This window comes from Candidatus Glassbacteria bacterium, assembly GCA_019456185.1.
Lineage (GTDB): Bacteria > Gemmatimonadota > Glassbacteria > GWA2-58-10 > GWA2-58-10 > JAJRTS01.
The window spans coordinates 1-23,379 of the sequence record VRUH01000005.1 but is presented as its reverse complement, the minus strand read 5'-3'; the positions used below and the strand labels follow the sequence as shown (position 1 = coordinate 23,379).

General features: G+C 60.4%; 22 protein-coding genes. 20 read left to right on the top strand and 2 right to left on the bottom strand.

What is annotated here, in order from left to right; all coding sequences use genetic code 11:
* Window positions 1-350: 350 nt before the first annotated feature.
* From FVQ81_03135 to FVQ81_03080, 12 genes are all read left to right on the top strand, one after another.
* Window positions 351-623: an HU family DNA-binding protein gene (locus FVQ81_03135; protein MBW7995569.1), complete on the top strand. Its 273-nt coding sequence runs from the start codon at window positions 351-353 to the stop codon at window positions 621-623.
* 171 nt (window positions 624-794) lie between these two features.
* The gene (locus FVQ81_03130; protein MBW7995568.1) at window positions 795-1,748 is read left to right on the top strand and encodes a hypothetical protein; all 954 of its coding nucleotides are present in this window, start codon (window positions 795-797) and stop codon (window positions 1,746-1,748) included.
* Window positions 1,745-2,764 (top strand): ABC transporter ATP-binding protein, encoded by a 1,020-nt coding sequence (locus FVQ81_03125; GenBank protein MBW7995567.1) that lies wholly within the window; start codon window positions 1,745-1,747, stop codon window positions 2,762-2,764. The genes FVQ81_03130 and FVQ81_03125 overlap by 4 nt, the downstream gene beginning before the upstream one ends.
* A gap of 16 nt (window positions 2,765-2,780) precedes the next feature.
* Entirely contained in the window at window positions 2,781-3,734 is a 954-nt protein-coding gene (locus tag FVQ81_03120; GenBank protein ID MBW7995566.1) for an ABC transporter ATP-binding protein, read from the top strand.
* Between the two features lie 273 nt (window positions 3,735-4,007).
* Window positions 4,008-4,697, top strand: a complete 690-nt coding sequence (locus FVQ81_03115; protein MBW7995565.1) for a MotA/TolQ/ExbB proton channel family protein — start codon at window positions 4,008-4,010, stop codon at window positions 4,695-4,697.
* 94 nt (window positions 4,698-4,791) lie between these two features.
* Complete coding sequence (locus FVQ81_03110; GenBank protein MBW7995564.1) at window positions 4,792-5,214, top strand: biopolymer transporter ExbD; 423 nt, start codon at window positions 4,792-4,794, stop codon at window positions 5,212-5,214.
* A gap of 78 nt (window positions 5,215-5,292) precedes the next feature.
* Window positions 5,293-5,799, top strand: a complete 507-nt coding sequence (locus FVQ81_03105) for a biopolymer transporter ExbD (GenBank protein ID MBW7995563.1) — start codon at window positions 5,293-5,295, stop codon at window positions 5,797-5,799.
* 14 nt (window positions 5,800-5,813) lie between these two features.
* The gene (locus tag FVQ81_03100) at window positions 5,814-6,497 is read left to right on the top strand and encodes a TonB family protein (protein ID MBW7995562.1); all 684 of its coding nucleotides are present in this window, start codon (window positions 5,814-5,816) and stop codon (window positions 6,495-6,497) included.
* A 205-nt stretch (window positions 6,498-6,702) separates the two neighbouring features.
* Window positions 6,703-7,365: an energy transducer TonB gene (locus tag FVQ81_03095; GenBank protein ID MBW7995561.1), complete on the top strand. Its 663-nt coding sequence runs from the start codon at window positions 6,703-6,705 to the stop codon at window positions 7,363-7,365.
* A gap of 194 nt (window positions 7,366-7,559) precedes the next feature.
* Window positions 7,560-10,865, top strand: a complete 3,306-nt coding sequence (locus FVQ81_03090) for a TonB-dependent receptor plug domain-containing protein (protein ID MBW7995560.1) — start codon at window positions 7,560-7,562, stop codon at window positions 10,863-10,865.
* A gap of 310 nt (window positions 10,866-11,175) precedes the next feature.
* Window positions 11,176-14,646, top strand: a complete 3,471-nt coding sequence (locus FVQ81_03085; GenBank protein ID MBW7995559.1) for a hypothetical protein — start codon at window positions 11,176-11,178, stop codon at window positions 14,644-14,646.
* 10 nt (window positions 14,647-14,656) lie between these two features.
* Window positions 14,657-15,763 carry a PorV/PorQ family protein gene (locus tag FVQ81_03080; protein MBW7995558.1) on the top strand — a complete coding sequence of 369 codons (1,107 nt, stop codon included), beginning with the start codon at window positions 14,657-14,659 and terminating at the stop codon, window positions 15,761-15,763.
* Window positions 15,764-16,003: 240 nt separating this feature from the next.
* Here the strand turns inward: FVQ81_03080 and FVQ81_03075 are convergent, their stop codons facing one another.
* Window positions 16,004-16,543 (bottom strand): hypothetical protein, encoded by a 540-nt coding sequence (locus tag FVQ81_03075; GenBank protein ID MBW7995557.1) that lies wholly within the window; start codon window positions 16,541-16,543, stop codon window positions 16,004-16,006.
* A gap of 272 nt (window positions 16,544-16,815) precedes the next feature.
* Here FVQ81_03075 and FVQ81_03070 point away from each other — a divergent pair, with 272 nt between their 5' ends.
* Complete coding sequence (locus tag FVQ81_03070) at window positions 16,816-17,730, top strand: SH3 domain-containing protein (protein ID MBW7995556.1); 915 nt, start codon at window positions 16,816-16,818, stop codon at window positions 17,728-17,730.
* Window positions 17,731-17,732: 2 nt separating this feature from the next.
* Here the strand turns inward: FVQ81_03070 and FVQ81_03065 are convergent, their stop codons facing one another.
* Window positions 17,733-18,110 carry an STAS domain-containing protein gene (locus FVQ81_03065; protein ID MBW7995555.1) on the bottom strand — a complete coding sequence of 126 codons (378 nt, stop codon included), beginning with the start codon at window positions 18,108-18,110 and terminating at the stop codon, window positions 17,733-17,735.
* A gap of 351 nt (window positions 18,111-18,461) precedes the next feature.
* Here FVQ81_03065 and FVQ81_03060 point away from each other — a divergent pair, with 351 nt between their 5' ends.
* From FVQ81_03060 to FVQ81_03030, 7 genes are all read left to right on the top strand, one after another.
* Window positions 18,462-19,328, top strand: coding sequence for a hypothetical protein (locus FVQ81_03060; protein MBW7995554.1), 867 nt, complete (start codon window positions 18,462-18,464; stop codon window positions 19,326-19,328).
* Window positions 19,295-19,795: a hypothetical protein gene (locus FVQ81_03055; protein ID MBW7995553.1), complete on the top strand. Its 501-nt coding sequence runs from the start codon at window positions 19,295-19,297 to the stop codon at window positions 19,793-19,795. The genes FVQ81_03060 and FVQ81_03055 overlap by 34 nt, the downstream gene beginning before the upstream one ends.
* A gap of 119 nt (window positions 19,796-19,914) precedes the next feature.
* Window positions 19,915-21,096, top strand: coding sequence for a cysteine desulfurase (locus tag FVQ81_03050; GenBank protein MBW7995552.1), 1,182 nt, complete (start codon window positions 19,915-19,917; stop codon window positions 21,094-21,096).
* 29 nt (window positions 21,097-21,125) lie between these two features.
* Window positions 21,126-22,151 (top strand): tRNA (adenosine(37)-N6)-threonylcarbamoyltransferase complex transferase subunit TsaD, encoded by a 1,026-nt coding sequence (gene tsaD, locus FVQ81_03045; GenBank protein ID MBW7995551.1) that lies wholly within the window; start codon window positions 21,126-21,128, stop codon window positions 22,149-22,151.
* 257 nt (window positions 22,152-22,408) lie between these two features.
* Window positions 22,409-22,666: a hypothetical protein gene (locus FVQ81_03040; protein MBW7995550.1), complete on the top strand. Its 258-nt coding sequence runs from the start codon at window positions 22,409-22,411 to the stop codon at window positions 22,664-22,666.
* Window positions 22,663-22,938: a type II toxin-antitoxin system RelE/ParE family toxin gene (locus tag FVQ81_03035; GenBank protein MBW7995549.1), complete on the top strand. Its 276-nt coding sequence runs from the start codon at window positions 22,663-22,665 to the stop codon at window positions 22,936-22,938. The genes FVQ81_03040 and FVQ81_03035 overlap by 4 nt, the downstream gene beginning before the upstream one ends.
* Window positions 22,939-23,210: 272 nt before the next feature.
* Window positions 23,211-23,379 (top strand): glycerate kinase (locus FVQ81_03030; protein ID MBW7995548.1); only part of this gene is annotated, 169 nt, incomplete at its 3' end.

Here is a 23,379-nt window from a genome sequence, read left to right as displayed (position 1 = left end):
AAATTGCGGTGAAATCCAAGACATTTCGCATCTTATTGTATATCATGCGGTTAAGCGGTATTTGCTGTCCATGTTTCGCTGAGATTCGCGTCAAATAAGCACTTGACGGCACCCGAGGCACGCTTTATATATAATATGTACTTTTTGCCTCGGGTTCGGCCGGCAGGCTGATTTTTCTTCAAACCTGATGGCAAAAGAAAAACTTGAATCGACCTGTTGAGCTTGACAAAGGCTTTTGGAACTTTTATAGTCGTAAAGGAAAAGGATATTTGGGAATTTCTGTTCTTGAAGTGTTCGGACTGACCTGACAGTTCCCCGCCACTTTAACTCTTTTACCGGAGGATTTCTCCATGACTAAAGCCGACCTTATTGATGCCGTAGCCTCTGAAGTCGGTATCCCCAAGAAGGCCGCAGCCGAAGCGATCGACAGCGTGTTTGACAGCATCACAAAAACCCTTAGAAGGGGCGACAAGTACACGCATGTCGGTTTCGGCACTTTCGGCGTGACCAGGCGTGCCGCCCGTGAAGGCCGCAACCCGCAGACCGGCGCCACGATCCATATTCCTGCCCGCAACGTGGTCAAGTTCACGGTCGGCAAGGCCCTGAAAGAAGCTGTCAGCTAACCGGCTGTCCGGCATTATGAAATATTGATCTAAAAAAAACGGCGTGAACAATGTTCACGCCGTTTTTTCGTTCCAGGCGGCGCGCCGCGCATAACCCCGTCGGCGGACACGTCAGCTCCGCCGGTCAAACAACAGGAGCCGGTTCTGCCTGAGGCACTTAAAAGACACTGGATGCTGCCGGGAATCGGGCTGGCCTGCCTGGCCGGGTTCTTATTCCCCGGCGCCGGGGAGTACCTGGGCAGGCACCTGGCGCTGATGATCGGAGTGCTGATGCTGATGATGGGCGCCGGGATCGGCTTCCGGCGCGTCAGCTCCAGGATAAGCTGCTGGCCCCAGGTGGGGTTCGTGATGGCTCTGACCTACCTGGCCGCGCCGCTGACAGGCTGGCTGCTGGCCAACGCGTTTTTCAGCAGCCAACCCCAACTCTATACCGGCCTGATCCTGATCGCGACCACCGGCACGACACTCAGCACCTGCGTGATTTTCACCAGGCTCGCCGGCGGGGATGAAGCCCTGGCCCTGTGGCTCAGTGTCTGCTCCAGCCTGCTGGCCGCTGTTGTTTCGCCGGTCCTGCTCTCCATCCTGCTCGGTGAGGCGATGAATGTCCCGGTTGCCATGCTGATCCATCGGCTGCTGATTGTACTGTTTGTCCCGTTGACAGCCGGCATGGCGCTTCGCGCCCTGCTGGGCGAGCGCAGGGTTGCCCCGCTTGGCGCGGTGCTTACCAGCAGTTGCAGTCTTATCGTGCTGGCGGTGATCATGGTCGCCGTGACCAAGGGCCGCGAGGTGCTTTCCGGGCCGGGCAGCCTGAAAATACTCGCCGCGGCGGGAGCGTTCCACCTGACAATGCTGCTGCTGTGGAAACTTGCTTCCATCGCGGTACGTTTCAGTCCCGAGCAGCGAATCGCCACCCTGTTCTGCTCGGCTGAAAAAACCCTTCAGATACCGGCCTATCTGGCAATCAGCCTGTTGGGAACTCCGGCCGCCGCGGTGGTTCCGGTGGTGCACCACGTGGTCGAACTGGTGGCGGACTTGCTGATCGTTTCTTATTATAATTCCAGACGGGCCAAGCCGCCCGGCGAAAGTGCCGGAAAGCCACCTCAACTGAACCCGGAAGATCCATGACCGCACCTGTCGCCACGGGTCACGAGACTCTGATCAGAGTCGAAAACCTTTCTGTCACGCTCTCCTCGGGAGTCCGGGCAGTCGACGGGGTAAGTTTCGAGATCCGCCGCGGCGAGTGCGTGGCCCTGGTGGGCGAGTCGGGCTGCGGGAAGACGCTGACCGCGCTGAGTCTGTTGCGCAGTCTCCCGCCCGGTGTGGACAGGATCGAATGCGGAAGGATTGAACTCGGCGGCCGCCGGCTGGACCGGATGCCTCCCGGCGAGCTTCGCCGTGTGCGCGGCGGAGAAATCGCGATGGTGTTCCAGGACCCCACCACCAGCTTCAACCCGTTGTTCAAAATCGGTGCGCAGATTGTCGAGACAATCCGGGCCCACCGCCGAACGGGTCGCGGAGCGGCCGAAGAGACCGCTCTCGAAGCACTGGAGGACGCCGGTCTCGATGGTCCCTCGCGGATTTTCGACTCCTACTCCCATCAACTCAGCGGCGGACAGCGTCAGCGGGCGTTTATCGCCATGGCCCTGGCCACGGGTCCGAAACTGCTGATTGCCGATGAGCCGACCACCGCGCTGGACGTCACTGTCCAGCGGCAGATTCTCGATCTGCTCGCACGCCTGGCGGCCGAGCGCGGATTGTCCCTGCTGCTGATCACCCACAACCTGGCGGTGGTGGCCCACCTGGCCGACCGGGTGCTGATGATGTACGCGGGGCAGATCGTGGAGAGCGCCCCGGCCGCCGATCTGTTCTCGCGGCCCGGCCATCCCTATACCCGCGCCCTGCTGGACTGCCTGCCCCGCCTGGATGTTGTCCGCGATCAACCACCCACGATCCCGGGCAGCGTACCACGGCCGGGCAACTGGCCCGCGGGCTGCCGCTTCCGGGACCGCTGCGTATCGGCTGCCGCCGGCTGTGAAAATTCCCAGGAGCTGGAACAGTTGAATCAGGATAAGGGCGACAGGCTGGTCCGCTGCTGGCGGGCTGTGGAACTGAACGGCCCGCAGGCGGGTGCGGATGACTGACTGCGCCGGACAGATTATGGAATGCAGCGGGCTGGTGAAGAACTATCTCATCGGCGGGTTCGGTTCAACTCGCGGCGAGTTCACGGCGGTCGACGGGGTCAGCCTGAGTGTCGCCCCCGGCGAAACCCTGGCCCTGGTTGGTGAATCGGGCTGCGGCAAGAGCACCACTGGCCGCCTTCTGCTGGGACTCGAACCGCCCAGCGCCGGCAGAGTGTCGTTCGGTGGAACAGACTTGTCATCCCTCGGCGGCGCGGACATGCGCAGGCTGCGGCGGCGGATGCAGATAATTTTCCAGGACCCTTACGGTTCGCTGAACCCGCGGTTCACTGTCAGCCGCACGCTGGCCGAACCGCTGCGAATTCATCTCGGGCTCTCCGGGGCGGCATTGCGCTGCCGGGTGGAGAGCCTGCTGGAGTCGGTGGGTCTGGAGCCTGAGCATGCCGGCCGCTACCCCCACGAGTTTTCCGGCGGCCAGCGTCAGCGGGTCGCTATCGCCCGGGCAATCAGCGTGGAACCGGAATTCGTGGTGGCCGACGAGCCGGTCAGCGCGCTCGATATCTCGATCCAGGGCCAGATCCTGCGGCTGCTGATCGAACTCCGTCGGCGGCTCGGCATGGCGATGCTTTTTATTTCTCACGACCTGGCCGTGGTCCGTCAGATCAGCGACCGGGTGGCTGTGATGTACCGCGGCCGTCTGGTGGAGCTGGCCCCGTCGGAAGCCCTTTTCAAACGTCCGCTGCACCCCTACACCCGTCTCCTGCTGGATTCCGTGCTGCCACCCGATCCATCGTCCCGGGGGTTGTCGAAACAGGTGGAACAAAAAGATAAACCGGAGGATATAAATAATTGCCGAACCGGGTGCCGGTTTTACGGGCGCTGCCCGCGGCGGACAGGCTTGTGTCTTGAGCAGGCTCCCCGGCTGGTTGAAACCGGGGACGGGCATTACGTTGCGTGTATCCGGGCGGATTAATTGATTTCTGACATACCAAATGAAACAATTGGGGGCAAAGCAGCATTAATCAGGGTTGTATCCCCGGAGCAAAAAGGCAAATTCTGTTTGATCTTAATTGTTATAGCGTGTATAATTATGCCGTTCAGCACCGTAAGTATTGCTTTAATTGATTGCCTAAAAAAAACTTGACTTTCATTCGCTGGCGGGATAATTTGAAATTTCTCTTTCAAAGACGAAACTTAACTGTCCGGTTTTTTTCACTTTCCATCTTCGTGTGGAGGTCTTTGATCTATGATTAACTGGCTCATCTACAACGATTTCAGCCAGTGGTTTTTCAGCACGCCGCTGGGGGAGTTGACCTGGAACGGTGGTATCTGGATGATTCCGCTGGCCATCTGTTCCATCTGGGGCCTGGCCACCATCATTGTCAAGTTTACCACCCTGACGATGGCTTCGATCAAGACCAAGAAGCTGCTTACTCAGGTTAATCAGTTCATGGAAGAACAAAACATCCAGGGTGCGGTCAAACTCTGCGAGAGCACTCCCGGTCCCGTGGCGGCTATCCTGCTCGCCGGCCTGCGCAAGGTCCGCGAGGGCAGCGATCGCGTGCTCAAGGCGATCGAAAACACCGGTACAATCGAGCTGGCTTTCCTCGAACGCGGTATCATGGTGCTGGCTACTCTGAGCAACGTGGCCCCGATGTTCGGCTTCCTGGGTACGGTTACCGGTATGATCAATGCCTTCTCCGCTATTGAAAAACTGGGCGAGGTCAGCGCGCAGGCTGTGGCCGGCGGTATCAAGGAAGCGCTGATCACCACCGCCACCGGTCTGGCAATCGCTATCCCGATCCAGATCGCCCATAACTATTTCGTCTCCCGTATCGACAAGATGATCCTGGACATGGAAGAAAGCTCTCAGTTGATCGTCGAGGCGGTCATGGACATAGAAGACAAACAACGGAGCACTGCCACCGACGAGTAACAAGGACTCGCGCGAATTTGGAGCGATCTGCAACGATCGAAGCTTGACTGGCTACTTACAGCGACCTCCCGAAAAAAACCGGAGAGTTGTCTAGATGCTGATGAAGAGGAAAAACAAGGTTGAGGCGGAAATCCCGAGCGCATCGATGGCCGATATCGCGTTCCTGCTGCTGGTCTTCTTCCTCACCACCACGGTGTTCAACGAGGAAAAGGGACTTGAACTGCTGCTGCCCGAGTCCAAGGCTCAGGAAATACAGGTCAGCCAGAAGAACATGCTGCACATTATCGTGATGCCCGATGGCCGGATCACGCTCAAGAAGGGCAAAAACCCGGAAGAGCAGCCGATCCCGGTCGATGGGCTTGCCGAGCGCATGCGTCAGGAAATTTCGCTGAATCCCAAGATCATTGCCGCGGTAAAAACCGACCCGGACGCCACCTACGACCACATGGTCCAGGTGCTGGACGAGTTGCAGGAAGCCGAGGCCAGCCGTATCAGCCTGCAGATATTGAACAGGTAGAGCGGCTGCTTGCCGCCCGGGTGAGTCCCGGCGCTTGAATTGCTTACTGTTCCCAGCTTCTGCTGAAAGGAGTTCATTTTGGCGGTTGAATCGAAAAAGATGGGTGGGCTGCAGCGCAAGTCCCGCGTCGAGGAAACTATCCCCACCGCTTCCATGGCCGATATCGCGTTCCTGCTGCTGATCTTCTTCATGGTCACTACCGTAATGCGCAAGGAGACCCCGCTGAAGATCGCCTGGCCGGAGGCGCAGGCCCTGAGGAAAACCGAGTTCAGGAGGAAGAATATCCTCCACGTCTGGGTCAATCACGACGACCCGGCTACCGCCGGTATCAACGAGGAAGGCTGGGTTTACGTGGATGATGTGGCTTACAACCTGATGGACGGTTCGAAAACCAATATGCTGGTCGAAAAACTGCGCCAGGAGTACACCGAGCGTAAGGGTAAGCTCCTGATCGCCTTCCGCGCGGACAAAAATACCCCGTACAACAAGATCGACCGCGTGCTGGAAGCTCTCAAAGCCGCAAATACCGTCCAGGTAATGTTCGCCACCACCTTGGAACAAGAAGCCCTCGATCTTTCCCGTTAAGGAGGGATATATAAATGGTTGATAATGATCTTAAGCTGGCCGCGAGGTTCGAGGTTAGCGCGGCGACTCTGCGAAACAGCGCCAATTTTCTGTTCAAGCGGAAATACGGTAAGTATTTCCAGATGGCAATGCTGATCTCGCTGATCGGCCATATCGCCTTTATCCTGGGGATGCCGGCGATCAATCCGGATATTATCGTCCAGCAGGATACGAGCATGGAAGCTGTCATACTGCCGCCCGAGGTCGTGATCCCGCCGCCGCCCCAGCCGCTGGCAAAACCCAGTATCCCGCAGATGGCCGAGGAAGAGATTGACGAGGACATCACTATCGAGGAAACCACCCCGCCGCCGCCCGATCTGATCCCGGAAATGCCCGAGATCCAGCAGAATGAAAAAGGTGAGGAGTTCCTGACGGTGGCCGAGGTGATGCCTAAGTACAAGAGCGTCCCGCCTCAACCCAAGATGCCCTCCTATATCGCCAGGGCCAGGGTCGATGTTACCACTATCATCGATTTCTTCGTCCTCAAAAGCGGCGACGTCGATCAGGGCCGCACTCAGATAGCCACCTCCTCCGGCTATCCCGAGCTTGACGAGATCGCGGTCAACTGGGCCAAAAAGATCAAGTTCCACCCGGCGCTCAACCGCGGCGAACCGGTTAAGGTCCGCGTGCGCGTGTCCGTGCAGTGGAAATCGCGCTAACGGCCGGCTGAACTGAAACTGTGAATATAATCAAAGCGCCCCGCTCTCTTGCGGGGCGCTTTTTTATTCCGCCGGTACAGCAACTCTTCGCTGAGTTTGATAATAATATGCCAATCACTTGACTGCTCCGTCTGCTGTTCCTATAATGAATTAGAGCACTCCCACCCACTATTCCCATATCCTGCCTCTGACCGGGAGGTACGCGATGGCTGAGCAGGAAACTCCCTCATCCGCGATACTGATCCGCCTGAGCGCCAACTTCATTTTCAAGCGCAAGTACGGTAAATATTTCGGGTTGGCGATGCTGATCTCGCTGATCGGCCATATCGCCTTTATCCTGGGGATGCCGGCGATCAATCCGGATATTATCGTCCAGCAGGATACGAGCATGGAAGCTGTCATACTGCCGCCCGAGGTCGTGATCCCGCCGCCGCCCCAGCCGCTGGCAAAACCCAGTATCCCGCAGATGGCCGAGGAAGAGATTGACGAGGACATCACTATCGAGGAAACCACCCCGCCGCCGCCCGATCTGATCCCGGAAATGCCCGAGATCCAGCAGGGAGGAAAAGGTGAGGAGTTCCTGATGGTGGCCGAGGTGATGCCCAAGTACAGGCTCGTGCCGCCTCAGCCCAAGATGCCGGCCTATATCGCCAGGGCCAGGGTGAACGTGACGACCGAGATCGAGTTCTTCGTCACCAGAACCGGCGATGTTGACCCTCAGACAAAAATTGTCACCTCCTCGGGTTACCCGGAGCTGGATGAGATCGCGGTTAACTGGGCCAAAAAAATCAAGTTTCACCCGGCGCTCAACCGCGGCGAGCCGGTGGCCGTGAGGGTCCGGGTGTCTATCGAATGGAGATCCAGGTAATATCCGGCTTGAATATCTTCGGAAATAATGCAGCGCCCCGTCTCCGGCGGGGCGCTTTTTTGTATTCTCCGCAACAGGCGCGGGATTAGAAATTGATTGGCCGCGCAATCGATGCTTGACACTGCCAGCAGTGAATCGTACAATATCTCAACGCCCGATGCCGGCATCAAATAACGATTCAGCGAAAGTTTCCGATGAAGTCTAATCTTTTTCCGCCCTCGATAGCGTTCGTCCTGCTGACCGCCGCGGCCGCCCTCTCCCAGAGCACGGGCAAGATCGAGGGCGTGGTCACCGACAAGGAATCCGGTGCTCCCATGGCCGGCGCCCAGGTGACTGTCCAGAGCACCACGCTGGGCAATATCACCAATGCCGAGGGCTACTTCTTCATCCTCAATGTCCCGCCCGGCAGCCGTTCGCTGCGGTTCAACTTTACCGGATACGCGCCCGCCGTGGTCGAGGGAGTTCAGGTCCAGGCCGGCAATACGGCCAGGGTCAACGCCGCCATGGAGATGGCCACCTTCCAGATGGAGATGCTGGTTATCGAGGCCGACCCCGAGCCGATGGTGCCCCGCGACAATGTCCAGACCAAGCAGCGCCTGCAGAGCAATTTCGGCGAAAGCATGCCGGTCAACTCGCTCAATGAGGCGCTCTCGTTCAAGGCCGGTGTGGTCGGGGACGAGGCCGGGAGGTTCAGTATCCGCGGCGGCCGTCTGGGCAAGGAGGCGGTCTATATCGACGGGATCCTGGTGCGGGCCTACGCCGAGCAGTCCTATCTCAGCGACAAGGTGACCAGCGACAACAGCCCGCTGGTTGTGGGCAAGAACAGCGTGGAGGAAGTCAACGTAATCACCGGCGGGTTCAACGCCGAATACGGCCAGGCCCAGAGCGGGGTGATCAATATCATCAGCCGCGAGGGCGCCGATAATCTGGGCGGAGCAGTGCAGCTTATCTCTGATGGCGCCATGCCCCGCGGCAGCGATTTCGGCTACAACCAACTCTCCGGAGAACTCAGCGTTCCGGCTGGCCTGCCCCGGTTCTCCAGTCTGTTTCTCTCGGCGGAACTCAGCGGGATGGCCGATACCGGTCCGGGATGGAGCGACGGGGGTTTCCGCGGAATCGACGACCGGTTCCTGGGCCGGCTCAACGGCTACCTGGAGCAGTTGGGACTCTACGACCGGTCTTCGGTGGCCGCGCGCAAGGTGGGTGTGCTGGACGCCAACTCGGCCGAACCCGGCATCCAGCGCCTCGATTCCCACTCGTTCGCCAGCGTAGCCTGGAGCGACGGCAACGGGGACGGCCTGCCCGATGTTCGCACGCTCACCCCGGGCGATGATTTCGCCTCCGGAACCCGTCAGCTTAACGTGGGCGGTGTATTCAGCCTGCCCAATCCGGCCCGTCTGCCGGGCAACAGCGGCGATGTTTATTCGCTCTCCGGCAAGTTCATCTGGTACGTCGGCGACGGACTGAAGCTGCTGGCCAACCATATGGCCAGCCGTAACCAGCGGATCTACTACCGGCACGAGAATATCTTCAACGCCCCCGCGCGCCGTAACCCCGCCGAGCGGGTGAGAACCTCCAATACGATTGTGGGCGTGGACCTGAACCTGGCCCAGAGCGCGGAAACCAGCAGCAACCTGATCCTGCGCGCCAGTTTCTACACCAACAACCAGCATGGCGGGGTGCTGACCGCCGAAAGCTACGGCCGTTCCACGTTCGGCGGGTTCGGGTTCGGCAGACTGGAATTTATCGATGAGGATCGCACCGGGCTTGACCAGATTTACCAGGCCGGCGAGGGGCTGGAGCCGGACGGTGTCAACTACCCGGCCTACAACAGCGGCTTCCTCAACCCGTTCGCCAGCACGTTCACTCCCCTGCCCGGCCTTCGCGGCCAGGACAACCCGGCCAACCCGCTGCTGCTGTTCAACGAGAGCGGCCTGCCCCTTCGGCTGGTCAACGACCGGGAGAGCCGGTTGACTGTCAAGGGCGACTACGACGGCCAGCTCCACCGCTATATCCGTTTCAAGACCGGTGTGGAAATGCAGCGCATGGAGATCGACAGCCGCCACTTCTTCTATGTGGGCGGCCCGCTGCAGGACGCCTGGCACGTGGAACCTAAACTCTATTCCGGCTACGCCCAGAACCGCCTCGATCTCGGCGACCTGGTGCTCGATACCGGTCTCCGGCTCGATGCGTTCGATCCGGCCGCCGCCTTCCCCGCCGTGCCCGGCGAGTCGCTACCCGGCGACCCGCTCTATGAGCCCGGCATGAAGTTCGAGTTCAGCCCGCGCATCGAGGTCGGTTTCCCGGTCACCGACAAAAGCCAGCTACGGCTGAGCTATGGCACGTTCACCCAGGTCCCGGCGTTCAGCGACTATTACAGCCTGCTTTCCCGCGATGTCCAGCAGGACCTGGCCAGCGACAATATCAACAACTATTTCGGCAACGGCCGGCTCGATATCCCCCGTACTACCGCTTTCGAGGCTGGACTGACCAACCTGCTTACCGAGGATATCGTCCTGGATTTCGTCGGCTACAACAAGGATATCACCGGCAATGTCGCCTACCGCTGGCTGACCCCGGCCCAGCTGCTCGACCTCGCCGGCGACACCGGTCGCTCCAGCACCCGGTTCGGCAAAAACCTGCTTGTCGCCACCAACGGCGACCACGGCAACGTCAAGGGGTTCGACATCAGTTTCAGCCGCCGCCACAAGGGGTTCTGGTCGGCCACGGCCAGTTATTCGCTCACCTTCGCCCGCTCCACGGCCAGCGATCCGCAGGAATTCGCCCGCGCTTTCGGCCGGCAGATTATCCGCGACCCGATCACCGGCCAGGATAAAAACCCGGAACCGCCCAGCCAGCAGTCGCCGACCGACACGGACCAGACCCATTCGCTCAACCTCCAGGCACGGCTGACCCTGCCGCCGGATTTCCTCAATGATACCTGGGCGCGGGGGTACCTGGCCAATACCGATGCGTTCCTGACCTGGCATTTCCACTCGGGACGGCCCTATACGGTGGTGGACCGGCAGGGCGCCCTGCTCACCGGCGAGAACAACAACGGCCGGACCGCCAGCGTACGTTACGCCAACCTGAGAATCACCCGCCGTTTCCCCCTGGACGAGTACCGGCGTCTGAGCGTGTTCCTCGAGGTGATGAACCTGTTCAACGACCGGAATATCCGCGCCAGCCGGGTTAACCCCACAACCGGCCAGCCCGGAGTTGACCGCTATCTGCTGGGCGAGCTCGAGCGCACGCTGACCTCGTTCACCACCACGCCCGAGCCGGTGAGTGTGGCCATTGAAGCCGAGCGCGCCGAACTCTCGCCGGACCCGGCCGAGAGGCTGATCCTGGCCCGGATCAGGGACGTGGACGGCGACGGACTGGTGGAATACACGGAAACGTTCGCCCTGAGCACGGCCGCCCTGCTGGCGGCGATGGATAGCCCGCGCTCCTATATGCGCCCCCGCGAGATCAGGCTGGGGATCAGGCTGGATTTCTGAGTTTTATTATTGCGGGAGTGAGTACACACCCCGCCCGCTAGCGCGGGCACCCCTCTTAGCTAGAGGGGAATAAAAACGTTGGTGTCCGAGAACTGGTTAATGTTTGAGTCAGCGGCGGAAAAATTCCCCTCTCGAGAGGGGTGGCGGCGCAGCCGCCGGGGTGTGTAACGCGGGCACCCCTCTTAATAGGGGAATGGTTTGCGAAGCCCCGTAGGGACACGGCATGCCGTGTCCCTACAAGCGATATTAAAAAGACCGGTCGTAGGGGCGGACCCCATGCGTCGCCCGATACATTTGACGATTGGCAACGATGAAACACGGAACGTACATAAACCTTGCCCTCGCGGCCCTGCTGGCCGGATTGATCGCCGCTCCGCTCGATGCCGCCGCTCCCGCCAGGCCCAAGGCCAAGCGCATCGCCACCGCCCGTCTGGCCCGTTTCGAGGCGCGCCAGAGTTCGGGCAACAACGTGGCGTTCTACCTGTCCAACACCGGGTTCCTGGCGGTCAACCCCACCAGCCCGTTCGCACCTGGGGGGTTCTGGCCCTCCGGCTCCACCAACAACTATATCTACCAGAGCGGACTCAACATCCTGGGCGTGATCGACGCCGACGGCGACGGCGTGTACGGCGACACCGTCGAGACCAGCGCGGTCTACGACGCCGAGTGGCGCGAGGGACGCGCCGCCGGGTCAACCGGCGACCCGGACGCCGGGCTGTTTTTCTCCAGCAGCAGCACAGACCTGGATAACTGGCCCGAGGAGTTCCGCGCTGTCGATGACGATCCCGACAGCCCGACATTCGGCCGCAATGTCCCGCTGGTGATCGGCGACCAGGACGTGGTCGGTTTTTTCACCGACGTGGGCGGGCCGGTGTTCCAGAGCGCGGGTACGAACCGTCTGGGAATCGAGGTGGCCTGGCGGGCGGCGTTTATCAGCACCGGGGCCGAGCGGGACATATTGTTCGTTAACTGGACCATTACTAACGCCAGCGCCTATGTCGATCCAGCCGAGGTCCCCGGCGGAGTACCCTACGATATCCGCGCGGCGCTGGCCGACCTCAAGAGCGATTTCGATATCGGCTCGCCCACCGATGACGCCTCGGCGATCCTGCCCACCCGTCAGCTGGCCCTGGCCTACGACTCCGATTTCAACGAGGAAAGTTTCGGCCGTCAGCCCGCGATCAACGGCGTGGTGATCCTGCGCAGCCCAACCGAGGACGACGGTCTCGATAACCCGACCGTGCTCGAACCCGGCGGCAACGGCCTGGTGGACGAGACGTTCGGCGAGATCATGGACGCCGGGCTGACCCATCCGCTCACCGGCGAGCCGCTGACGTTTCCCGAATCCGTGCGCAGCCTGCCGGCCGAGCGTTTTTTCCTCTATACCATGTTCACCTTCGGCGACCAGCGTCCCGACCCGTTCAGCGACGCCGAGGCCTACCGGATTCTCAGCGCCCAGCCCGGCGCGGCCCTGCTGCCTGAGTTCGACCCCTACGCCGAGTTCCTGGAAGCGACAATTGTGGAGGATCTGCGGCAGAATATTGTCGTAGGGCCGTTTGAATTACCCGCCGGAGGAACCGGGCAAGAAATTTGGGCGGCGTACTTTTTCAGCCATGCAGCCAACGCTCCCGCCCTCAACGGCCGTCGCGCCGACCTCAGCAAGCTGACTCCCGCGGGCGAGTTCAGCCGCGCTATCGCCCTGGGCGAAGTTGCCCGGGTCACTTTCGAGGCCGGTTTTCTCAGGTCCCGGCCGCCGTCTGCTCCCGAGTTCCGGCTGATCCCCGGCGACCGCCAGGTGACAATCACCTGGGATGATTTCCCCGTGCACAATACGTTCGACGACTACGCCGGCACGCTGCAGGCCGAACAGCTCACGCTCCAGGACAGCCTCCCGCCGTCGTTCCCCCATATCGACAGCTACCGCGAGGAGGATTTCGAGGGTTTCCGGGTCTACCGTTCGCTGACCGGTGAGCGCGGCGACGCGGTGATGATCGCCCGGTTCGACCTGGACAACAATATCACCGACTACACGGTTACCCGCACGGTATCCTCGGGCGGCTTCACCGGCTCCGGGCCGCTGGTGCTGAACCTGGGGACCGATACCGGCCTGAGGTTCAGTTTCACCGACCGCGGCGAGGATATCGGCGGACTGATCAACGGGATCCCGCTGTTCTACACGGTCACCAGCTACGATTTCAACCCGTTCAACACCGGCGCCGAATCGATCGAGTCCAATATCGGCTTCAAGCGCCAGGACGAGTCCGGGCGGTTTATCCAGCAGGTCACACCGCGCTCGCAGACCAGCAGCTACCGCGCCGGGACGTACGACAACCTGCTGGCCGCCGGTGACGGTACGATGCTGGAGGCCACTTCGATCACCCTGGCCGCCGACACGATCGGCAGCAGCTCGGACACCGTGCGCACCGACCCGCTGGACCCAACCAACCGCTCGGTTTACCGCCATAATCTCGTGCTGGATATTACATCTCCGGCCAGGCCGCAGACAGGCGCGCTGGCTGCCGGCGATGTGGAGATCGTCTACGGCCGGCTGCTGCCCGACTCCGGCTGGCTGGAGATCGACAGTATCGAGGCCGCCGGGCCGGCCACGCGGCTGTTCAACCTCCATTACCACTGGGAAGATTCGCACGGGTATGTCGAAACCGGCTCCCTGCTCGAGAAAAGTTTCCCGTACGGGCGTACCGAAAGGATTTCGACCGTCCACTTCCACGGCCTCTCGGACACAGCCGGAGTTACGTATTCCGGGCAGGTCGAGCTGTACCGCGGCGGCCGCGCCGATGCGAAAGTGGCCCCGCTGAGGATCAACGGCTCGGCCGGGACAGTGCTCAGTCCGGGGATCACCTACCCGCACCCGCAGTACAGGTTCACCGCCCTTCCGGCGTCGGTGGGCTTCGCCGGCACACCGTTCGTGGTCTTTCAGCCAATGAATATCGATCAGCTTAACAGCGAGTACGTGGCCGGCGAGAGCGCCCGCACAACCAGCAACATGGCCTCATTCGCCCCCGGCGATATCGAGATCAGCTGGCGGAGCGACACCGAGATCGACGTCCGCGACCTGACCCACCGGGTGGATCTCCGCTTCAGCCAGTTCACCGACGATGGCTGGGGTTTCCTGCCGCTGGATACCCACGACCACGAGGACATGATCTGGCAGAGCCTCCACGTGCACCCCAAGACCGAGCGGGACTACAGGCTGCAGCCCAACGCGGTTTACGCCGCCCACCCGGAGAAGCCGGACAGTATCAGCATGGCGCTCTACGTGCGGGGAGTGGAGTTGTTTGTCACCGGTATCACTCAGCGGCCGAGGGCGGGTGATGTCTGGCTGGTGCGCTGCGAGTTCAACGACCCGTCGGGAGAACACACCAGTCCCGTTCCCGGCCAACGGGTGGTCTATCGTTTCCAGCGGGCGACCGACTTGCCGGAAGACGAGCGTTTGCAGAAAGTACGCGTGGTGCCCAACCCGTATATCGTCTCCAGCGCGCTGGACGGCGGACCCGGCGACAAGACCGTGTTATTTACCGGCCTGCCCCCGGAGGCCTCGATCCGGATCTACACGATCAGCGGCGTGCTGGTAAACGTGCTGGAGCACGGCCCCGGAGTGGCCGAGAGCGGGTTCAGCACGTTTGATTCCGGCGGGGGCACGCGCCGGTTCGACCTTCGCACCCGGTTCGGCCAGGAAATGGCCAGCGGGACCTACTACTACCACGTGGAAAGCAGACGGACCGGCGAGGAATACCTGGGCAAGTTTTCGATTATCAACTGACGGGATAAGCATGGCGCTGAAAACAACAAAATTATTCGCTACTCTTCTGCTGATGACAGCTTTAGGCCTTCGCGCCGCCGGAAGTGGCTCGTTCAACCCGGCCGACGGGATTCCGGAGGATTTCAGCGAGGCCGGTACGCGCGCGGCGGAGTTCCTGACTATCCCGGTAGGCAGCCGGGGAGTGGCGCTGGGAGGCGCCTACGGGGCCGTGGCCGACGAGATCAGCGCGATCTGGTGGAACCCCGCCGGACTGGGTTTCCTGACCGGCCCCGAGGTACTCCTCACGGTCTCCAACCAGCCGCTGGACGTAACCTACACTTACGCCGCCGCGGCCGCCCCCCTGGCCGGGGGCAAGCTGGTGTTGGGCGGGCTGATGGGCGTGTTGACGATGGGCGAGCAGGAGATTACCACGGTCAGCCAGCCGGGCGGCACGGGCGCAACGTTCGGCAGCTACAGCATGCAGGCCGGAGTGGCCCTGGCCTGGAATTTCAGCGACCGGGCCAGCGCCGGGATCAATGTCAAGGGGATCCACGAGGATATCGCGGGCAACTCCCAGAGCACGATTGCGTTCGATATCGGCACCAACTACCATACCGAACTGGCCGGCCGCGAGATCCGCCTGGCGTTCCTGATCCGCAATATCGGCGGTAATCTGGCTTTCAGCGGCAACGGACTCAAAATCGGAGTCGATCCCGAGGAACTCTACCCCGGCAGTAATATCGCGCGCCAGGACCGCGAGGGCCTGCTGCGGGCCACCAGTTTCAAACTGCCGACCAGTTTCCATATCGGGCTGAGCTATGTCCTCCAGCAGGGCGAATCCCACGCCTGGCTCGCCGCGGCCGAGGTCAACGAAAACAACAACATGCCAGTGAGCTGGAGTGTCGGCACCGAGCTGGCGTACAGGATCGACGACAACCTTTCCACCGCTCTTCGCGCGGGCTGGGAATTGCGCGGCGATGAAACCGGGCTCGAGTCCGCGGACCGCCTGCGCGGGCTGTCGGCCGGCGGCGGTATCGGTTACGACTTCATCCTCTTCCGCGGCCATATCGACTATGCCTGGCGCCACTGGGGACGGCTGAATGCGGTCCACCTGTTCAGCCTGGGGCTGGCTTTCTGATTGATATTCCGTAACTTTCCCGTAATAAATCAGGGTTTTCTGCTCCAGTTCATCTGAATCTCGTAGCCATTGCAGGGGAGGGTTTGAAATCTTCCCCTACAGGGCAATGCGCTACTATTGAAGATTTATGGAATTCTTCCAGGTGTGTTGAAATCACCAACAGGCGAACGATTTATTTGAGGTTTAAAACGGATTTCAATCCAGCCAAGAGGAATTTTGGGCGGGGAGAAAACGCGATGACTACTTCCTGTGCCAGGCCGAGCGCGGGGAGCGGATATTCTCCAGCAGCACTACCTGGCAGCGGCGGGAATCCTCGTCACCACCCGAACACAGGGGTACAACCAGCAGGCGGAACCGGTCGAGCCGGGTGGTGAACTGGGGCTCAGCTTTGTAAAGCCCCGCGTAGCGCTCGACCTCCATCATGGCTTCACTGAAACTCATATCCAGCTCGAGCGAACCGGAAGCGTTGTATTTATCGCTTAATCTGAAGTAGAGTTCCTCCAATTCCCGTTGCAGGCCAGCCTCGTCAACCGCGCCCTCGGCTAGCTGGTTGGAAATTTCACGGAAAGTGCAGATCAGCTCGATCGCCCTGAAATGGGGAAGTGACGTATCGTCCTTCTTGGGCAGCATGTGGTTCTCCAGCAGGACATGGAACAGCCGGTCGCTGAAAAGCTCGTCGATTGTTTTCTGCAGCAGGAAATTACGCTCCACCTCCTGCTGCCACTTATCGTCGCTGGTCAGGACCTGCGCCAGGATGACAGTCAGGTTTTCTTTGTCCATCCCGCGACCCTCCGGCCCGCCGGATATAATCCGGTAAACCTGCAAATTCGCGTAATCCGCTTTGCTCTTCGCTGCCCCGTGCAATATAATAACGGGCCGTCTTTGAGCAAACGCTTTTTACATCACCGGCCAGGCCAGTCATAACTGCCGCCACGTTAAGACTTGCATTGGAGCAGCGAACTGATTAGTGTAAATATAAGTTCGATGGCGGGTTGCGCATTTATTGGCTTCAGTTGCCAATCCATACTGTCCAATTCATTCAGTGAGAGAAGATGTCCGTGAGCCGAGGATTGTCAGCCGTGAGAACCGCGGTGGTGCTGTTTGCCTGCGCGGCGGGGACCCTGGCCGCCCAGCAATTGACCGTCGTGCAGGAGAAAGCGCCGATGTTCAAGGAGCCGACGATCTCCTCGCCGATTATCAAATATCTGGAAAAGGACAGCAGGGTCAACATGCTGGCCGTTGAGAACAGCTTCTACCTGGTCAGCTACGGCGGTTACGAGGGCTGGATGATCCCCTACAGCGTCACCGGCGCCGAGGGGCTTACCGGCGGAGCAGGCACAGAGCCGTCAGGTGGCGCCGAGCAGCTGGCCAGGCAGATCGGCTCGGGGCGATACCTGGTGGTGGCCAACGAATACGCCAACGTCCGGGAGGGGCCGGGACTCAACTACAAACGGATCGGCAGGGTATACAAGGGTGACCTGCTGGAAAAATTCATCAAACGCGGGCAGTGGTACAGGGTCAAGCTGCCTGACAACCGGATCGCTTTCATCTACGAGAAACTGGTGGCCGAGCCGGTCTTGCCCATGGCCGCCGGGACAGTTTCCTCCGCTCCTGGTTCCGGCGATGCCGGCGGTATCGATGAGCGGATAGCGCGGCTGGAGCGGGAGGTTGAAAGCCTGCGCAAGGCTCTGCGCGAAACCCAGGCTGCGCTGCTTGAAATGCAGCGCGCCGGCGGAGCGATTCGGGCGGGCGGCCTGATGGGTATCGGCTCATCGCTGCTAAACCAAAACGCCCCCACCGTGTATTCCGGCGAAGGCGCTTCGCAGACGATTATCGGCAATACGGCGACGAAAGTGTACCACCTGCCCGGCAGCGTATTCTACGATAAGATCCCGGAAGAGTTTCGCGTGATCTTTCGCAGCAAGGAACAGGCCCGGCAGGCCGGTTACGTCAAATCCATCAACTAAACTCAGGCGCTTTTACGCTCGCGGGTCCTGGGCTTGCCACCGCCCTTTTTCAGCTTACGGCATGCTTCTTCCTGGGACTCGTAGATGTCGAACCAGCGGTCGAGCTTGGTCTTGGTGAAGATCCGCTGGAGTTCCCGGTTGAGGCAACTCAGCGAAAGCTTCCCACCGTCCTTGTAGATACTACGGCTCAGGTTTACCAGCACGCTGAGACCGAATCCGTCGATGTACTCTGTCTCCTTGAGGTCCACCACGATAGCTTTCTGGTTGCGGGCCTCCAGCTCGCTGAACAGGTCCTTCAGCGTCTGAGTGTTCTGAAAATTGATCTGGCCTTTGACCTCGGCTATTGCGATGTCATCGACTTCGTGCGTGGTGATGGTCATCAGTCACTCCTCTGACTGTAGCGTTGCTTCAGATTAAACATTTGGTGCAAACATTTCGATATTATAACAGGGCGGTTCTACTGATCGGGGGCTAATCAGAGGCAGCGCCGAAAGAGATTGCTCCGCAAGCGAAGCCGGCTTTTCCCGTCATCGACTTTCGCTGATCATGGTTGAGCAAGTTCTGTACCACAAACGGAAAAGACGGGAAATATTTTTATGTGCAGCCGTTAACTTACTGAATATTATTGAGTTAAGAAACACGCACAGTTGATCTCCTCGACTCGGGCCGATGGCACCGAGCCGAGAGCTAGGAAAAGTTGCCCATCACTAACTGCCTGATCGGGTTTAATCGTGGCTGATAACGAAACAGACAACACCGCTGCCGAAGAGCCTGTCGAAGCCGACGGTGAAGATACTATCGACGGGGGCGGTGAGTCGCCGGAAGAGGCGGACGCGCCTCCTGCCGGCAAAGGCGGCGGTTTGCTGGCTTCCCTTCGCGGACAGAACCTCAAAGTTCTGCTGGCATTCCCCGCGGCCGGAGTACTGGCTGCCGCGGTGATCGGTTTTCTGATCTTCGGCGGCGGAGGTGAGGCTGAACCGGAGCAGGAAGCAACGCGTGAAACTTCCACTCCCCTGATCATGACCACGCGGGTGAGGGAGATCGCCGAGTTCCGCAGCAAACTGAGGCGATCCAACCGGAGTTCCCGCAATCAGCACCTCCGTAAGCGGCTCGGCGAGGACGACCTTTACAGGATTGCCGTGCGCGGCGAGCTGGCCTTGATCTCGGGCATGTTCGACCATTACGTTAACACCACCGCCCGCTTTTACGAGCTGTTCAGGATCATGGCCAACGAATACGTGGAGCAGCCGTCGCAGTTGAAGGAGATTTTCGAGAAAGAATTGCTGCCGGACTACAACGCGACCGAACGGCGGCGAAGGATGCTGCGGCGGCGGGTGGAGCACGATCCGGCCGTGGAGCTCTACAACCGGCTTGACTATATCGCCTACCACGACAGTATCGCGGTGCAGTCGTTCCATGAATTCCTGATCGATGGCGGCGCGCAAAAGTTCGCAACCACCTCCGACCTGGTAAGCGAGTCCAAATTCATGATCACGGACTTCCGTACCAGGCTGCAGGCCCGCCTGAGAGATTTCGACATGACCTACGAAATATCGGAGAACATGTGGGACAGATATTACGGCGCCTGGCCCTGGTAGCCCGTGGATGGCAACTGGCGATACTTGTTGCCGCCCTGCTGGCTGCGCTGGCCGGTTGCGGCGGCGGCGAGCAGGAAACGGCCGAAGACACGGAACAGGAGCAGCTGGCCGAAGAGGTGGAACTCAGCACGTTTATCCAGCGCACTGATTCGCTGAGGTGGCTTAGCTACCTCTCCTTCTCCCCGCAGGATACCGCGCTGGCCTATGTGATGGTGGCCGCCCTTTTCCTGTCCAATGAATACCCGCGAGCCGCTCTGCACTACCTCGACAGGGCCGCGCTTTACGACCTCGACCGGTCCGTGATATACCTCAACATGGGTTATGCCTACAACATGCTCGGCGACTTCGAGAAAGCCGCGGAGTCTTTCAGCATGTTTGTCCAGCGCGACCCCGGCAGTATTCTCTCCCAGGAAATTTTCCGCATTGTCGAAAAATACAGGGCTATCGCCAGCCAGCCCCCTCAGTAACCCGGGTTGACAAAATCCGCTCCGGATTGTAAACTCCACACTCCGGCTTCCGGCCGGATAAACACTAAGATATTGCCACTTGTTAACATACTGTAAATCTTCCATCCGGCAGGAGCGGAATGAATTCACCGCAAGCAGTTGAGGATAGAATATACCTCGATCACAACGCCACCACTCCTGTCTCCGAGCGAGTGCTGGCGGCAATGCTGCCCTGGCTGAAAGACGGTTTCGGCAACGCGTCGAGTATCCACGCCGAGGGCCGCGCCGCCCGATCGGCCGTGGATAATGCCCGCCGAGAGGTGGCAACGCTGCTGGGGGCCGCCGAGGAAGAGATATTCTTCACCAGCGGCGGGACCGAGAGCAATAACCTGGCGATTTTCGGCGCTGTCGAGTCATCCGGTAGAACCGGCGGCACGCTGGTCGGTACGCCGGTGGAGCACCATGCGGTCCTGCGCCCGCTGGGCCGGCTGGAACAACGTGGTTTCAGCCTGCACCTGCTGGAAGTCGACAGCGGCGGCAGGGTTGACCCGGACGCGCTGAAAGACCTGCTGGCCGGGCGGGACGACGTGCTGCTGGTCAGCGTGATCATGGCCAATAACGAAGTCGGCACGGTCCAGCCGGTGGATGAGCTGGCGGAAATCTGCCGCGGACGCGGGGTGTTATTCCACACCGATGCGGTCCAGGCGGCGGGCAAACTGCCGATCGACCTGACGGCCCTTCCGGCGGATTTGCTGAGTATCAGCGGCCACAAATTATACGGTCCCAAGGGTGTGGGGGCGCTGTTTATCCGTAAGAGAGTAAAGATCGCCCCGCAATTGCTGGGCGGCAGCCACGAACGCAAGATCAGGGCGGGCACCGAGAACGTGGCGGGAATCGCCGGGCTGGGCGAGGCCTGCCGTCTGGCGGCGGAGAACCTGGAACAGGGTAACCGCTCGCTGGCCGACCTTCGCGACCGGATGTACTCCGGGCTGCGCGGTAAGCTCGACGGCGTTCACCTTAACGGCCACGAACGGCACCGGCTGAGCAACACACTCAACCTCTCGTTCGAGGGCGTCGAGGGCGAGGCCCTGCTGCTCAATCTCGACCTCGCGGGTATCTCCTGCAGCAGCGGCTCGGCCTGCGCCAGCGGCTCGCTCGAACCCTCGCACGTGCTCACCGCCATGGGGGTCTCCCTGGAACTGGCCCAGGCCTCGGTCCGCTTCAGCCTGGGACGGTCGAATACCTCGGCGCAGATCGACAGGGCGGTGGACGAGATCGCCGGTGTGGTCACCCGCCTGCGCTCGCTGAAGTTTTCTTTCTGAATTCAGTTCGCTCTAGTTTATGAAAGAAGGTGTCCGTGCTGACCCTGGGTATCGAGACCTCCTGCGATGAGACCAGCGTCGCCGTCCTTCGCGGCGAAGATGAGCTGCTGAGCCACCTCGTGTTGAGCCAGCTGGAGCACGAGCAGTTCGGCGGAGTGGTCCCGGAACTCGCCAGCCGGGCCCACCAGAAAACCTTGCTGCCGATGGTCGAACGGGCGCTGGAGGAATCCGGCTGCGCTCCCGGCGACCTGGACCTGGTCGGCGTGACCGTGGGACCCGGGCTGATCGGCGCACTGCTGGTGGGCCTCTGCACCGCCAAGTCGCTGGCCCTGGCCCTCGATATCCCGCTGATCGGAGTCAACCACATGGAGGCCCATCTGATGGCCAACCTTCTGCTCGACGACCCGCCGGAGCCGCCGTTCGTGGCGCTGCTGGTCTCCGGCGGCCATACCCTGCTGGTGGAAGTCGACGGCTGGGGCGACTACCTGATCCTGGGCCGCAGCCGCGACGACGCGGTGGGTGAATGTTTCGACAAGGTGGCCAAGATGCTGGACCTGGGCTACCCGGGCGGCCCGGTTATCGAGCAGGCCGCCGAACAGGGCAATCCCGCCGCGTTCAATTTCCCCCGGCCGATGATCCGCGACGACTCGCTGGACATGAGTTTCTCCGGCCTCAAGACAGCGGTCCTGTACGAAACCCGGGACCTGGATCAGCGCGGCGAGCTGCGGAACGCCATTCCGGACCTGGCCGCCTCGTTCCAGGCAGCGGTGGTCGACGTGCTGGTCGACAAATCCCTGCGCGCCTGCGAGCGCTCCGGTTCGTCGTGTCTGATCGTGGCCGGCGGTGTCGCCCGCAACAGCCTGCTGCGCAGCCGCCTGGACGCCGCCAGCAACCGCGGGGGCTTCCGCGTGATTCTCCCCCCGATGGCGCTCTGCACGGACAACGCGGCCATGGTGGCCCGCACCGCTGTCCATTACCATCGCCTCGGCCGCAACGACGGGCTCGATATCGGCGCGTTCCCCACCGGAGCGCTGGACTGGCCCGTGGCGGAGTGACTCAGCTCTACCCCTCCCGCTTAATATTTTTCCAGGGTCTTTTGAAAAAGCCATTATGGTTCTGAGAAAGAAACTCGTACAAAATTATTGGCAAGGCTCCTAATAACCAACCAAGCAACGAAATAAACACCTACTCGCGCATAACTCCACTACCTACTCAAGGGACATTCCGCTTCTAAATTCCCCTTGACAAATGCCGATAAATATTGTACAATATGTACAGATGGTTCAACACGCACATATTCGCGGAGGGAGTAATGACTGAGATCAAGGCAACAGAGGCGCGGATACCGCCCGCCATTTTCAGCGCGGTCGCCTCTGGCGGCGAGCCGGTAAAGGTCACGCGGCACAAGCAGGCCGTGTATATCGTGAACGAAAACGCAATTCGCCTCTTGCAGTATTTGGAGGACCAGTACGATATACGGGAGGCGGAAAAAGCCGCCGCTGAAATCGAGAGCGGCAAAGCGGTTCTATTTTCCCTTGAGGATATAAAGAGAGAAGCGGGACTGTTGTGAGGTATGAGGTCCATATTCACCAGAAGGCCAGGAAGTCCCTTTCCAGGCTTCCGCTGGGAAAGCAGAAAGGAATAATCGCCCTCTTGGAGAGTATGGTAGAAAACCCTCGCCCGGATGGATGCATCAAACTTGGCGGGAAGCTTGACGGCCTGTACCGCATCCGCTCCGGCAACTACCGGGTCGTTTATCAGGTCAAAGATAAAGAGTTGATTGTATTCGTACTGCGAATCGGAAAACGGGGAGACATCTACCTAGGAAACATTGACGTTTAGGTGATTATATACCTAAGATCCCCATGGATATGTCAAGTATATAATCCCCTTTGGAACGGGTGGAAGCGGCCTCCCCCCTCGGCAAAAGGGGGTTCGAGAGGGATTTTAATCGGATATCCCGTGGCTTGCCGCGGGGTGGTTCATTTCAGCGGGAATGTCCAGTCGCTTCCTGATCTTGTTTCCAACTCCGCGTCTCCCCACTTTCGGCCCCATCCGCCATCGCTTATATTACTCTCCCTGATCGGTATTCCTTAACTCAGCCCGATAAGTCCGTGAAAATCATCATCGCGCCAGACTCGTTCAAGGGTACTTTCACCGCGTCGGAGGCCGCCCGCGCAATGGCCGGCGGTGTCCGTGATCTCCTGTCCGATGCCCAGGCGGTCGAGATTCCCCTGGCCGACGGCGGCGACGGCACGCTGGATGTCCTGCTGGGCGGAACCG

What these genes read in the sequence shown, in the direction of transcription:
- FVQ81_03120 (MBW7995566.1), top strand. Translation starts at nt 2,781, where the DNA reads ATGGAATGCAGCGGGCTGGTGAAGAACTATCTCATCGGCGGGTTCGGT.
- FVQ81_03135 (MBW7995569.1), top strand. Translation starts at nt 351, where the DNA reads ATGACTAAAGCCGACCTTATTGATGCCGTAGCCTCTGAAGTCGGTATC.
- FVQ81_03070 (MBW7995556.1), top strand. Translation starts at nt 16,816, where the DNA reads ATGTCCGTGAGCCGAGGATTGTCAGCCGTGAGAACCGCGGTGGTGCTG.
- FVQ81_03040 (MBW7995550.1), top strand. Translation starts at nt 22,409, where the DNA reads ATGACTGAGATCAAGGCAACAGAGGCGCGGATACCGCCCGCCATTTTC.
- FVQ81_03050 (MBW7995552.1), top strand. Translation starts at nt 19,915, where the DNA reads ATGAATTCACCGCAAGCAGTTGAGGATAGAATATACCTCGATCACAAC.
- FVQ81_03115 (MBW7995565.1), top strand. Translation starts at nt 4,008, where the DNA reads ATGATTAACTGGCTCATCTACAACGATTTCAGCCAGTGGTTTTTCAGC.
- FVQ81_03075 (MBW7995557.1), bottom strand. Translation starts at nt 16,543, where the DNA reads ATGGACAAAGAAAACCTGACTGTCATCCTGGCGCAGGTCCTGACCAGC.
- FVQ81_03080 (MBW7995558.1), top strand. Translation starts at nt 14,657, where the DNA reads ATGGCGCTGAAAACAACAAAATTATTCGCTACTCTTCTGCTGATGACA.
- FVQ81_03110 (MBW7995564.1), top strand. Translation starts at nt 4,792, where the DNA reads ATGCTGATGAAGAGGAAAAACAAGGTTGAGGCGGAAATCCCGAGCGCA.
- FVQ81_03095 (MBW7995561.1), top strand. Translation starts at nt 6,703, where the DNA reads ATGGCTGAGCAGGAAACTCCCTCATCCGCGATACTGATCCGCCTGAGC.
- FVQ81_03085 (MBW7995559.1), top strand. Translation starts at nt 11,176, where the DNA reads ATGAAACACGGAACGTACATAAACCTTGCCCTCGCGGCCCTGCTGGCC.
- FVQ81_03065 (MBW7995555.1), bottom strand. Translation starts at nt 18,110, where the DNA reads ATGACCATCACCACGCACGAAGTCGATGACATCGCAATAGCCGAGGTC.
- FVQ81_03090 (MBW7995560.1), top strand. Translation starts at nt 7,560, where the DNA reads ATGAAGTCTAATCTTTTTCCGCCCTCGATAGCGTTCGTCCTGCTGACC.
- FVQ81_03130 (MBW7995568.1), top strand. Translation starts at nt 795, where the DNA reads ATGCTGCCGGGAATCGGGCTGGCCTGCCTGGCCGGGTTCTTATTCCCC.
- FVQ81_03125 (MBW7995567.1), top strand. Translation starts at nt 1,745, where the DNA reads ATGACCGCACCTGTCGCCACGGGTCACGAGACTCTGATCAGAGTCGAA.
- FVQ81_03100 (MBW7995562.1), top strand. Translation starts at nt 5,814, where the DNA reads ATGGTTGATAATGATCTTAAGCTGGCCGCGAGGTTCGAGGTTAGCGCG.